This is a genomic window from Kitasatospora sp. NPDC058406 (assembly GCF_042722765.1).
Taxonomy (GTDB): domain Bacteria; phylum Actinomycetota; class Actinomycetes; order Streptomycetales; family Streptomycetaceae; genus Kitasatospora.
The window spans coordinates 25,001-36,896 of sequence record NZ_JBHXKE010000074.1 but is presented as its reverse complement, the minus strand read 5'-3'; the positions used below and the strand labels follow the sequence as shown (position 1 = coordinate 36,896).

Sequence of the window (11,896 nt, the reverse complement as noted above, 5' to 3'; positions counted from 1 at the left end):
ACCTGGTGAGGTGGACCGGCCCGCTCCGTCGTTCGTCGGTGGAACGCGGTTCTACCTGCGGCCGCGACCCTGCCGGTGGGAGGTCACTTGGCCACCACGCCGGCGTCGGGCGTCAGGGTACCGACGGACACCAGGACGATGATCAGGATCCCGAGCGCGATGCGGTAGACCACGAACGGCATGAAGCTGTTGTTCGAGATGTACTTCAGGAACCAGGAGATCGCCGCGTAGCCGACCACGAAGGCGATCGCGGTGGCCAGGATGGTCGGTCCCCAGGCCGGGGCCGGACCCTCGCCGATCTTGAACAGCTCCAGCACGCCGGAGGCCAGCACGGCCGGGATCGCCAGCAGGAACGAGTAGCGCGCCGCCGCCTCGCGGCTGTAGCCGAGCAGCAGGCCGGCGCTGATCGTGCCGCCGGAGCGGGACACGCCGGGGATGAGCGCGAGCGCCTGGGCCAGGCCGTAGCCGGCCGCGTGCGGGAGGGTCAGGTCGGTGATCGGCTTGGCGTGCCGGACGGCCCTGGTCCGGTCGGCGATCGCCAGGACGATGCCGAAGACGATCAGCGTGGTGCCGATGATCCGCAGGTCGCGCAGGTCCTTCTCGATGGTGTCCTGGAAGAGCTTGCCCAGGATGCCGATCGGCAGGGTGCCCATGATCACGAACCAGCCCATCCGGGCGTCCTGGTGCGAGCGGAGCGCCGGCCGGAACAGCGAGAGCGTCCAGGTCTTCACGATCGAGGCGATGTCGCGGCGGAAGTAGATCAGCACCGCGGTCTCGGTGCCGAGCTGCGTCACGGCGGTGAACGCAGCTCCCGGGTCCTGCCAGCCCAGCAGGGCGGGGAAGACCCGGAGGTGGGCGCTGGACGAGATCGGCAGGAACTCGGTGAGCCCCTGGATCAGGCCGAGGACGGCCCCGTGGAACCATTCGATCACCGGACACCCGCCAGGGGTATCCGTCGCTCGATGCGCATTCAGCGGTCCTTGTTGGTCGGTGCGGGAACGGGCCCCTGCGGTGTGCGGCCGGCGCATGCGAGTGGCACGGTCCGATGGCAGGCGAATCACCGGTCCCGCCCGGCGCTCGGGCCGCGCGCGGGCCCGGCGTGCGCCTGATGCTACGCCGTTCAGGTGACGGGCCGACGCTCGCCCCCGCCGCTGCGTGCAGCGCCCCGGCCGACCTCCGCCCGGGTCGACCTCCGCCGGGCGCCGCACGCGGCGGGCGGGCGTTCAGCCGGCGACAGGACGGGCCCGAACCCAGATCCGGTCCTCGGTGAGGTAGGACTCGACGGCCAGCCCGGCCTCGGCGAGGGCCCCCTCGAACTGCGCCGTGTCGAGCGGCCGGGAGAGGAAGGTCTGGGTCCACCGCGCGTCCGGGAACTCGTACTCGACGTGGACGGAGGCGACGCCGTCCCCGACCGGGGTGGCCGAGGCCACCCGCACCAGCCCGTCCGGGGGGAGCGGCCGCTCGCGGGGCACGTCGCGCTGCCAGTCCTCGCCCTCGCGCTGGAGCAGCACGCAGCCGTCCGCCGCGACGTGCCGCCGGCAGGTGTCCAGCAGTCCGCGGCGGACCGCCGGGTCGCCGGCGTGCACCAGGAACGACGCGAGCAGGACGACGTCGAACCGCTCGTCGAGGTCCAGCCGCTCGATCGTGCTGCGGACGGTCCGCGCTCCGTGCACCCGGGCCAGCATCTCGGCCGACTCGTCCACCGCCGTCACCCGGAACCCGAGGTCCAGCAGCGGATGCGTCATCCTGCCCGCGCCGCAGCCGAGTTCGAGGATGCTCGCGCCGGCCGGAACGGCGCTCCCGATCACCTCCGGCTCGCCGTTGGGCAGCAGTCGCCCGTACATCTCGACCGCGCAGCCGTCCGGCGTGATCGCCCCCGGGCCGGTCCCGTCGTATCCCGTGCGTCGTTCGTCAGCCATGCGATCCATCCGAACACGATCGGGCGGGGGCGGGAAAAGGGCGGGCCGATCCATGGTTGTCCTATACCCCTAGGGGGTATACATTCACCGGCGGAACCGGGAACGCAGAGCGACCGAGCACAGCGGAGGACGACATGACAGACCCCGCCCGACACGAGCATCCGCAGCACGTGGACCACGGGCACCACGGGCACCGCGACGGCCACCGGGTCGGCGAAGGCCGCCCGGGTCACACTGGAGAGATGGGCCACTCGGAACCTGCCGGCCACACGGGTCACGCGGGGCACGCGGGTCACGCGCACGGCGCCGGTGGCGCGAGCTGGCGGACCGCCGCCCGGGCCACCCTGCACTGCCTCACCGGTTGTGCGATCGGCGAGGTCCTCGGCATGGTGATCGGCACCGCGCTCGGCCTGCACAACGGCGCGACCGTGGCGCTCTCGGTCGCGCTGGCCTTCGTCTTCGGCTACGCGCTCACCATGCGCGGCGTGCTCGGGGCGGGCCTCGACGTCCGCGCCGCGGTGAAGGTCGCGCTGGCCGCCGACACCGTGTCGATCCTCGTCATGGAGCTGATCGACAACACCGTGATGATGACCGTCCCGGGTGCGATGGACGCGGGCCTCGGCGACGTCCTGTTCTGGCTCGCACTGGCCGGTGCGCTGCTCCTCGCCTTCGTGCTGACCGTCCCGGTCAACAAGTGGATGATCGGCCGGGGCCGTGGCCATGCGGTGGTCCACGCCCACCACGGGCACTGACGTGCGCCGACGGCGCTGACGGCGCTGCCGACGCCGCCCGGTCGAACGGCCGCGGCCCGAACCTCCTCCCGGGAGCAGGTGCGGGCCGCGGCCGTTCCGCGCGGTCGGCGGTCGGCGGTCGGCGGTCGGCGCCGGGTCGGTCAGTGGGCCCGGTCGAGCTCCGCGAGGGTGGCGTGCAGCCAGTCCAGTTCGGCCGCGGTGGTGGCGCGGGCGATCAGCAGCATCCCTCGGCGGAACGGGTCGTCGACCTCCTCGGCGCCGACCGGGCGGGTGCCGTCGTAGAAGAAGCTGGCCGGCTCGCCGAGGAAGGCCAGGCGGCGGCGGAGCACCGCGGCCTGCGCCGCCGGTTCGGCGTCGAGGTGGCGCAGGAACGCCAGGGTGGCGAACCAGCGGTTCTCGTCGCTGATGTCCAGCTCCTCCGGGGTGCGGAGCCGGTCGAGCAGGGCGGCCCGCCCGGCGTCGGTCAGCCGGAGCGTGTGCCGCGGGGCGGCCGCCGCGCCGGGCTCCGCGGTGCGTACGAGCAGGCCGTCGGCCTCCAGTCGCTTGATCGCCGGATAGAGCGTGCCGTCGCTGATCGGCCGCACGTGCCCGGTGAGGGCCGCCAGGTGCCGGCGCAGTTCGTAACCGTGCAGCGGCCGGTCGTGGAGGAACCCCAGGATCGCGAGTTTGAGCATGGGGCCACTCTCTCAGACACGGGCGCGGATATATCGGTGTCGCTATACCTCGACTCCGAGGTATGGTCTGTCTCGTCACGCCACAGAACCGAGCGAGGAGCACGATCGTGCGCGAAGCCACCGTCACCCCGAACGGCGACCGGATCCGCTGGGTCGAGGTCCCCGGCGCCGAACCCGCCCGCCTCTACCTGCACGGCCTCGGCTCCAGCTCGCCCGTCTACTTCGCCGCGGCGGCGGCCCACCCGCTGCTCACCGGCCGCCGCTCGCTCCTGCTCGACCTGCTCGGCTTCGGGATCAGCGACCGGCCCACCGACTTCGCGTACACGATGGAGGAGCACGCCGACGCGGTCGCCACGGCGGTCCGGGCGGCGGGCCTGACCCGGGTCGAGGTGGTCGGCCACAGCATGGGCGGCGCGGTCGCCGTGGTGCTGGCCCACCGGCACCCCGGGCTGGTCGCCAGCCTCGTCCTGGTCGACGCCGCCATCGACCCGGCCGCTCCCGTGCGGGGCCCCGGCAGCAGCGGCCTCGCCAGCTTCACCGAGGAGGAGTTCCTGGCCGGCGGCCACGAGCAGGTGGCCGAGTGGGCGGGCCCGTTCTGGTGGGCGACCATGCGGCTGGCCGGCCCCGAGGCGCTCCACCGCAGCGCCGTCCACCGCTCCCGGGGCACCGTCCCGACCGTCCGCGAGCTGCTGGTCGGACTCGATCTGCCGCGCACCTTCCTCCACCCGGCCGAGGACGGCGCCTACCCCGGAGCGGATCGACTCCGCGAGGCCGGGGTGGTGCTCGCGGCCGTCCCGGACTGCGGGCACAACATCATGCTCGATAATCCGGAGGGGTTCGCGGCCGTCGCCGCGGCCGGGCTGGCGCGCCGCACCTGAGCGCCCGGCCGTCCTCCGACCGAGGGAGTCGTCCGACATGGTGATCCGCGTCCCCGAGGCCCTGACCGCCTCGCTCGACGGTTTCCTCGGGGAGCCCGGCCGCAGCTGGGCGGCCGGGCTCCCCGCCCTCGCCGACGAGCTCATGGACCGCTGGTCGCTCCGCCCCGACGGGCCGGTCGCGCACGGTGCGGTCGGCCTCGTCCTCCCGGTCCGCCGCGCCGACGGCACCCGCGCCGCACTCAAGCTCCAGCCCGTGGACGAGGAGACGGCCGGCGAGCCCGTCGCCCTCCGCGCCTGGGGCGGGCGGGGCGCCGTCCGGCTGCTCGACCACGACCCGACGACCGGCTCGATGCTGCTGGAGCGCCTCGACCCGGCCCGCTCGTTGAGCGCCGAGCCCGACCACCTGGTCGCCGTCGGCGAGATCGCCGCACTGCTCGCTGAGCTGACGATCCATCAGGCGCCGCGCGGCATGCGCACCCTGGCGGACGTCACCGACGCGATGCTGGCCGACGTCCCGGAGGCGCTCGCCGGACTCGCCGACCCGGCCGACCGCCGGTTGCTCGCCGACTGCGCCGCCGCCGTCCGCGAGGTCAGGTCCGAGCCCGGCGACCGGTTGCTCCACTGGGACCTCCACTACGACAACGTGCTCGCCCCGCCCGGGCCGGACGGCCGCGCGGCCTGGCTCGCCATCGACCCCAAGCCGCTCGCCGGCGATCCCGGCTTCGAGCTGCTCCCCGCCCTCGGGAACCGCTGGACCGACCTCACCGCCACCGGCGACCTGCCGCGCGCGCTGCGCCGCCGCTTCGACCTGATGACGGACCGCCTCGCGCTCGACCGCCCGCGCGCCGTCGGCTGGACGCTCGGCCGGGTCCTCCAGAACGTCCTGTGGGACGTCGAGGACGGCGAGGACGTCGTCGCCCCGGTCCAGCGGGCCGTCGCCGAGACGCTGTTGGCCCGGTAGTCCGGCAGCCCGGAAGGTCGGTGCCTCGGGACGCCGGACGGGCCGACCCGCCCCGCCGTCGCGCGCGTCCGCCGGTCAGGCGGGCCGTGCGCTGCGGAACGAGTGCCGGTAGCTGGCGGGCGGGACCCCGACGACCCGCTTGAACTGACGCCGGAGCGTCGTCGCCGTGCCCATGCCGGTGGCGACGGCGATCGCCTCGACGCTCTCGTCGGTGGACTCCAACAACTCCTGTGCGCGGCGGACGCGTTGGGTCAGCAGCCACTGGATCGGGCTCTGTCCGAGTACGGACCGGAACTGCCGTCCGAGGTGGCGCGGGCTGGTGTTCGCCCGGCGGGCGAGGTCGGTCACCGTCAGCGGCTGGTCCAGCCGCTGCTGCGCCCAGGCGAGCAGCTGGGAGAGCGTGTGGTCGCCCGAGGACTGGACCGGCGTGGCCACGAACTGGGCCTGGCCGCCGGGGCGGTGCGGCGGCATGACGAGGCGGCGGGCGACGGAGTTGGCGATCGCGGCGCCGTGGTCGAGGTGCACCAGGTGCAGGCAGAGGTCCACGGCGGCGGCCTTGCCGGCGGCCGTCAGTACGCTGCCGTTGTCCGTGTAGAGCACGTCCGGGTCGACCACCGCCAGCGGGTGACGGGCGCTCAACTCCGCGGCGTGTGCCCAGTGGGTGGTGGCGCGCCGGCCGTCCAGCAGGCCCGCGGCGCCGAGCACGAACGCCCCGGTGCACAGGGACGCGACCCGGGCGCCCGCCGCGTGGGCGGCGCGGACGGCCTCGACGACCTCGGCGGTTGGCGGCTCGTCGACGTCGGCGCACGCGGGCACGATCACCGTGTCGGCGTCGGCCAGCCGCTCCAGCCCGTGGTCGGGTTCGACCAGGAACGGGCCGACCCGCAGCGGGCCCGGCCCGCAGAGCAGGACGTCGTACCAGGCGTCCGCGGCCTCGCGCGGGGGATTGCCGAAGATCTCGTAGGCCACCGCGAGTTCGAAGTGCAGCAGGTGACCGGCGGCCAGCAGTGCGACAGTCGGCATGTCCGAAAGTGTATGGGCGATGTCGTTCCGGACCCTCACGCTCCGGACCTGCCGACGGTGAGACTTGGTCGGTCAGCACGTCGAGAGCGGGGGGAACCATGGGTACAGCGGGTGCGGTAGTGGTCTACGGGGCGACCGGGCACACCGGGCGCTTCGTCGTCGCCGAGCTGCGGAGGCGCGGTCTCGCCACCGTCGCCTCCGGCCGGGACGCGGCCCGGCTGGAGGAACTCGCCGCCGAGTGGGGCGACGTGGCGGTGCGCCCGGCGACCGTCGACGACGCCGGCTCGCTGGACCGGGCGCTCGCGGGTGCGGCGGCGGTCGTCAACTGCGCCGGACCGTTCGCCGTGACGGCGGGCCCGTTGGTCGAGGCGGCGCTGCGCGCGGGGATCCCGTACGTCGACGTGGCGGCGGAGATCGAGGCGAACGTCCAGACGTTCGCCGAACACGCGGACGCGGCCCGGGAGGCGGGCGTCGCCGTGGTGCCGGCGATGGCGTTCTACGGCGGGCTGGGTGATCTGCTGGCGACCGCGGCGATGGGCGAGTGGACGACGGCGGACGCGGCGCACGTCGCGTACGGGCTGAACAGCTGGCACCCCACGCCGGGCACCCGGGTGGCCGGCCAGGTCTCCCACCAGCGGCGCGCCGGCCGCCGGGTGCGGTTCGCGGAGGGCGAGCTCCGGTACCACGACGACGAGGTGGTGGAGCAGGACTGGGACTTCCCGGCGCTGCTGGGCGAGCGACGGGTGATCGCCGAGTTCACCATGGCCGACGTCGTGACCCTGCCCAGCCACCTGGCGGTGCCGGAGGTCCGCACCTACATGACCGTCGAGGCCGCGAGGGACCTGGCGGCGGAGGCCACCCCGGCGCCTGAGGCGGTCGACGCCCTGGGACGGTCGGACCAGACCTTCGTCGTGGACGTCGTCGTCGCCGCGGGCGGCGTCGAGCGCCGCGCCACGGCACGCGGCCAGGACATCTACGCGATCACGGCGCCCCTGGCGGTGGAGGCCGTCCGGAGGATCCTCGCCGGGGAGACGCGGACGACGGGCGTGGCCTCGGCCGGTGCGATGTTCGACGCGGCGGACTTCCTCCGGGCCCTGAGCCCGTACCTGGCGGTCGAGCTCCCGCACTGACCGGCCACCCGGCCACCCGGCCACCTCACCCGGCCACGCCTACGGCCACCCGGCCACGGCCACGCGTTCCGCAGCGCCGGGCCGCCGCGCCGACCGGCCCGGCCGGGACCGGGCGCTACCGCCCCCGGTCCCGGCGCCCCCGGACCACCGTGAAGCGGACCGGGGTGCCGGGCCGGGCCTGGGCGGCGGCGGCCAGATCGGCGGGCGGGACGACACCGACGACCGGGTACCCGCCGGTGGTCGGATGGTCGGCCAGGAAGACCACCGGGCAGCCGTCGGGCGGGACCTGTACGGCGCCCAGCACCATGCCCTCGCTCGCCAGTTCGTCGTCCCGCGCCCGGCGGACCGGCGGGCCCTCGGTCCGCAGCGCGATCCGGTTGCTGGCCGGGGCCACCCGGTAGGGGTCGCCGGCGAGCCGTGTCAGGGCCTGCGGGTCGAACCAGTCCGCGCGCGGGCCGGGCCTCAGCCGCAGCACCAGCGCGTCCGGCGGCGCGGGCAGCGGGACCAGCTCGGGCGCCGGCCGGTAGGGCGGAGGCGGGCCGACCGGCAGCCGGTCGCCGGCGGACAGCGGAGCCGGCCCTAGCCCGGACAGCAGGTCGGCCGACCTGCTGCCGAGGACCGGCGGGACGGCGATCCCGCCCGCCACCGCCAGGTAGGCGCGCACGCCGTGGGTCGCGGCGCCGACCTCGACCACCGCCCCGGCGGGTACGGCGACCGGCGCGCCCCAGGCGGCGGCCCGGCCGTCCACCCGGACCGGCGACGGTGCGCCGGTGACCGCGAGGACCAGCGGCCGGAGCGCGCGCAGCGCGACGCCGCCGAGCGTGGTCTCCAGGGCCGCAGCGCCGGGCTCGTTGCCGGCCAGCCGGTTGGCCGCGCGCAGCGCGGGCTCGTCCAGCGCGCCCGCCCGGGGCACGCCGAGGTGGGCGACACCGCGCCGCCCGAGGTCCTGCACCGTGGTGAGCGGTCCGGGCCGGAGCACCAGCAGCCCGTCGGCCGGGGTCACGCCGCACCGCCGGGGCGTCCGGCCCGGGCGCCGCGGCCACCGCTCGCCGGTGCCGCGCCGCCCGCCTCCGCGCCGCCGTGGGCGGTCGGCAGGCCGGGTCCGTCCGCCGGCGGGGTGAACAGACCGGGTCCGCCCGTCAGCGGGGTGAAGCGGACCCGCACCCCCGGCGCGAGGAGCGCCGCCGGCTCGCGGGCGGTGTCCCACAGCGGCAGCGGGGTGCGTCCGAGGAGCTGCCAGCCGCCGGGGGAGGAACGCGGGTAGACCCCGCTGTAGGGGCCGGCCAGGGCGACCGAGCCGGCCGGGACGGCGCTGCGCGGGGTGGCGCGGCGCGGTACCCCGTACCGGGGCGGCAGGCCGGTGAGGTAGCCGAAACCGGGGGCGAAGCCGCAGAACGCGACGACGTACTCGGGTTCGGTGTGGATCCGGACGGCGGCCTCCGGGGAGACGCCCCAGAGCGCGGCGACCTCGGCGAGGTCCTCGCCGTCGTACACGGTCGGCACCTCCACCAGCGGGCCGGTCGCGGTGTCGGCGGCCGTCGGGCGCGCGCTTCGCAGCAGGGCCGCCAGCGCGGGGACGTCGGCCACGCCGTCCAGCAGGACGGTCCGCGCGGCGGGGACGATCTCCTCGACCTCGGGCAGCTCGCCGGCGGCCTGCCGTTCGCGCAGCCACGCGTAGAGGGCGGTGGCACCGGCGGGGTCGGCCGGTTCGGCCAGCAGTGCCCGGTTGCCGACCGGTCGGACCGCGATCGGCCGGTGTGCGGCCGGACCTCCCCCGTCGGGCACGGCCGCGGTCACGCGAAGGGCTCCACCCGGACGCCCGCGGAGGCGAGCGCGCCGCGGATGCGCCAGGCCAGCTGGGCGGCGCCGGGGGTGTCGCCGTGGACGCAGAGGGAGCGGGCCTCGACGGTGATCGGCTCGCCGCCGACGGCGTCCACCGAACCGTCCCGGGCGATGCCGACCGCGCGGGTGATCACCGTCGCGGGGTCGTGCACCACGGCGTCCGGCTCGCGGCGCGGGACGAGCGTGCCGGCCCAGGTGTAGGCGCGGTCGGCGAAGGCCTCGGCGACGACCGGCAGGCCGACGCCCTCGGCGACCGCCAGCAGCCGGGAGCCCGGCAGGCCGAGGACGGGCAGCGGGCCGTCGCAGACGGCCCCGGCCCGAAGGATGCCGGCGACCACGGCCTCGGCCTGTTCGGAGTCGGCGACCACCCGGTTGTAGAGGGCGCCGTGCGGCTTGACGTAGGAGACCCGGGAGCCGGCCGCGCGGGCGAAGACCTGGAGGGCGCCGATCTGGTAGGCGATCTCGTCGGCCAGTTCGTCGGGCGGGACGTCCATGGCGCGGCGGCCGAAGCCGGCGAGGTCGCGGTAGGAGACCTGGGCGCCGATCCGTACGCCGCGCTCGGCGGCCAGGGAGCAGACCCGGCGCATGGTGGACGGGTCACCGGCGTGGAAGCCGCAGGCGACGTTGGCGCTGGTGACGACGGAGAGCAGGGCCTCGTCGTCGGTCAGCGTCCAGCGTCCGAACCCCTCACCGAGGTCCGCATTGAGATCGATCACCGCGTCGGCCACGCCCGTCCCGCCTCCCAGCAGCTGTTGAGCCAGATGGTAGGGCCTGCGGGTGAGGGCGGGGTGACGCCCGCCCGGTCAGCCCACTGCCGGGGCCGGTCGGCTCTCCGCCCGCTCGACGAGGGGCCGCAGCGCGCGCAGCACGATCAGCAGCGGCACCACGCCCACGACCCCGAACGACATGTCGACAAGGCTCCAGTACGGGGGGATGCCGCGGAGCGGTCCGCAGACCAGGGCGAGGGGGATGATCCCGGCGCAGGCGAGGACCGCCCGACGGATCACCCAGACGTTGCGCGCCGGGTCCTTCAGCGGGCCCAGGAAGGCCGCCGCGATCACCAGGTGGGCGAAGGCCGGCCCGTCGGTGCCGTAGGCGAGGAAGGGGTGGCGGGCGTTGGTCTCGGCGACGCCGTCGCGGACCTTCTCGATCCACTCCAGCAGGGCGGGGAGCCGGTCGGTGACGGGGGCGCCGGGGCCGGCGGCCAGGTCGGCGAGCCACCGGGTCTCGCTCTCCAGGGGGAAGGCGGTCAGTCCGCTCGGCACCAGGCAGACCACGAAGACCCGCAGCCACCGCCGGACCCGTCGCAGGGCCGCCCGTTCGGCTGCGGTCCCAGCGTCTCCGGTCGCGTCGCTCATGGCGGAAACCCCCGTGTCGAGGCGGCAGGCCGGGCTGTTCCCTTCTGCACGGAAGTGACTCCAGACCTCGAATTGAACGTGTTCAACTCACCGGCGGGCCCGCCCGGAGCGCCCCCCACGGGCCCTGGTCGAGGGAGTTCCGCCCCCTCCCCCCGGGCCCGGAACCGCCGCCGAACGCAGCGGGGCCCGGCACCGCCGCGGGTGCCGGGCCCCGTCGGGGGTGCCGTCGTCAGGGCGTGTAGGTGAACCGGCCCGCGGTGACGGGCGCGCTCGTCCCGCCGGCCGTCGTCACCGTCACGTCGACCACGCCGGAGCCCGCCGGGGCGGTCGCCGAGCAGAGCGCCGGGCCGCAGGAGTAGCGGGTGGCCGGCACTCCGCCGAAGCGCACCGTGCCGTTGGCCAGGCCGGCGCCCTGCACGTAGATCTGGGTGCCGCCGGCGGCCGGTCCGGTGCTGGTGGTCAGGCCGGTGACCGCCGGTGCGGCCGGCGCCGGCGGAGCGGCGCCGGTGTAGTCGAACGTGGTGGCCGCGGTCGCGGAGCCGCCGGGGGTGACCACGGTGACCGGCACGCTGCCCGAGCCGCCGGGCGCGGTCACGGCGCAGCCCGTCGCGGTGCAGCTGCCGGCCGCGACCGAGTCGCCGAACAGGACGAAGCCGTTGTCCAGGCCGGTCCCGGTCAGTGTGACGGGGGTGCCGCCGGTGCCCGGGCCGGTCGTGGTGCCGAGGGCGGCCACCACGGGGGCGGCCTGGGTGGCCGGGGCCTGCGGGCCGCTGCCGAGCAGGTAGGAGGAGACGTTGTCCGACGGGTCGGCGTCGTTCCGGTTCGCGGCCGTCACCTTGATCGTCCCGGACGGCCTGGTGCCGTGGGAGGCGACGGTCACCTTCATGAACTCGCTGCGCCCCGGCGCGCGGTTCCCGGTGAAGTAGGCGTCGAGCCGGCGGCCGTCGGGCGAGACCGTCTGGGTGAAGGTGTAGTCCTGGAAGGAGGTGATCGTCGCGCCGTCGGTGGTCAGGCCGGGCGGCAGTTCGACGGTGAGGTGGGTGACGCCGGTGAGGTCGGCGGTGCCGGTGGACTTCCAGGTCACCGAGATGTTGGTGTGGTCGACCGGGAAGATCGGGTAGTTCCCGGCCTGCGTCACGGTCACGTTCTGGCCGGTGACCGCCGCCTTGGCGGCGGTGCCGGTGGTGGTCGCGGCGGTGGACACGGCGGCGCCGGTGGTGAGGGCGGCCACGGCGAGGGCGGCGGCGAGGCCGCCTCGTACCAGTCTGGTGATCATATGAGAAATCATGGCGGGGGCGGTTCGTTCGTGGGGCCGTTTCTCGAAAGCGGGTTCTATTCGCCCCCGGCTCGTCGGGAGCC

General features: G+C 75.5%; 13 protein-coding genes. 4 read left to right on the top strand and 9 right to left on the bottom strand.

All coding sequences use genetic code 11. The features are described from left to right. Positions 1-83: 83 nt before the first annotated feature. Positions 84-929, bottom strand: coding sequence for an undecaprenyl-diphosphate phosphatase (locus ACFWOG_RS16880; RefSeq protein WP_380359109.1), 846 nt, complete (start codon positions 927-929; stop codon positions 84-86). A gap of 294 nt (positions 930-1,223) precedes the next feature. Then, positions 1,224-1,919 carry a class I SAM-dependent methyltransferase gene (locus tag ACFWOG_RS16875; RefSeq protein ID WP_380359103.1) on the bottom strand — a complete coding sequence of 232 codons (696 nt, stop codon included), beginning with the start codon at positions 1,917-1,919 and terminating at the stop codon, positions 1,224-1,226. A 242-nt stretch (positions 1,920-2,161) separates the two neighbouring features. On the opposite strand from ACFWOG_RS16875, the gene ACFWOG_RS16870 reads away from it, so the two are divergent. Further along, positions 2,162-2,671, top strand: coding sequence for a DUF4396 domain-containing protein (locus tag ACFWOG_RS16870; protein ID WP_380359100.1), 510 nt, complete (start codon positions 2,162-2,164; stop codon positions 2,669-2,671). Positions 2,672-2,811: 140 nt separating this feature from the next. On the opposite strand, the gene ACFWOG_RS16865 is transcribed toward ACFWOG_RS16870, so the two are convergent. Next, complete coding sequence (locus ACFWOG_RS16865; RefSeq protein WP_329949266.1) at positions 2,812-3,345, bottom strand: PadR family transcriptional regulator; 534 nt, start codon at positions 3,343-3,345, stop codon at positions 2,812-2,814. A gap of 107 nt (positions 3,346-3,452) precedes the next feature. Here ACFWOG_RS16865 and ACFWOG_RS16860 point away from each other — a divergent pair, with 107 nt between their 5' ends. Both ACFWOG_RS16860 and ACFWOG_RS16855 read left to right on the top strand, forming a co-directional pair. Continuing rightward, positions 3,453-4,223 (top strand): alpha/beta fold hydrolase, encoded by a 771-nt coding sequence (locus ACFWOG_RS16860; RefSeq protein ID WP_380359096.1) that lies wholly within the window; start codon positions 3,453-3,455, stop codon positions 4,221-4,223. A 37-nt stretch (positions 4,224-4,260) separates the two neighbouring features. Then, a complete protein-coding gene (locus ACFWOG_RS16855) occupies positions 4,261-5,184 on the top strand; it encodes an aminoglycoside phosphotransferase family protein (RefSeq protein ID WP_380359093.1) in 924 nt (307 codons plus the stop codon). 75 nt (positions 5,185-5,259) lie between these two features. On the opposite strand, the gene ACFWOG_RS16850 is transcribed toward ACFWOG_RS16855, so the two are convergent. Next, the gene (locus tag ACFWOG_RS16850) at positions 5,260-6,207 is read right to left on the bottom strand and encodes a helix-turn-helix domain-containing protein (protein WP_380359090.1); all 948 of its coding nucleotides are present in this window, start codon (positions 6,205-6,207) and stop codon (positions 5,260-5,262) included. Between the two features lie 98 nt (positions 6,208-6,305). Here ACFWOG_RS16850 and ACFWOG_RS16845 point away from each other — a divergent pair, with 98 nt between their 5' ends. Then, on the top strand, positions 6,306-7,337 hold the full coding sequence (locus tag ACFWOG_RS16845) for a saccharopine dehydrogenase NADP-binding domain-containing protein (RefSeq protein ID WP_380359087.1): 1,032 nt from the start codon (positions 6,306-6,308) through the stop codon (positions 7,335-7,337). Positions 7,338-7,452: 115 nt separating this feature from the next. On the opposite strand, the gene ACFWOG_RS16840 is transcribed toward ACFWOG_RS16845, so the two are convergent. The 5 genes from ACFWOG_RS16840 to ACFWOG_RS16820 form a co-directional block, all read right to left on the bottom strand. Beyond that, positions 7,453-8,340 (bottom strand): biotin-dependent carboxyltransferase family protein, encoded by an 888-nt coding sequence (locus tag ACFWOG_RS16840; protein ID WP_380359084.1) that lies wholly within the window; start codon positions 8,338-8,340, stop codon positions 7,453-7,455. Further along, positions 8,337-9,122 (bottom strand): 5-oxoprolinase subunit PxpB, encoded by a 786-nt coding sequence (gene pxpB, locus ACFWOG_RS16835; protein WP_380359106.1) that lies wholly within the window; start codon positions 9,120-9,122, stop codon positions 8,337-8,339. Before pxpB ends, ACFWOG_RS16840 begins: the two co-directional genes overlap by 4 nt. An 8-nt stretch (positions 9,123-9,130) precedes the next feature. After that, positions 9,131-9,907: a 5-oxoprolinase subunit PxpA gene (locus tag ACFWOG_RS16830; protein ID WP_329885223.1), complete on the bottom strand. Its 777-nt coding sequence runs from the start codon at positions 9,905-9,907 to the stop codon at positions 9,131-9,133. Between the two features lie 75 nt (positions 9,908-9,982). After that, a complete protein-coding gene (locus ACFWOG_RS16825; protein WP_380359081.1) occupies positions 9,983-10,537 on the bottom strand; it encodes a hypothetical protein in 555 nt (184 codons plus the stop codon). A gap of 229 nt (positions 10,538-10,766) precedes the next feature. Continuing rightward, positions 10,767-11,813, bottom strand: coding sequence for an IPT/TIG domain-containing protein (locus ACFWOG_RS16820; protein ID WP_329949260.1), 1,047 nt, complete (start codon positions 11,811-11,813; stop codon positions 10,767-10,769). Between the last annotated feature and the right edge of the window lie 83 nt (positions 11,814-11,896).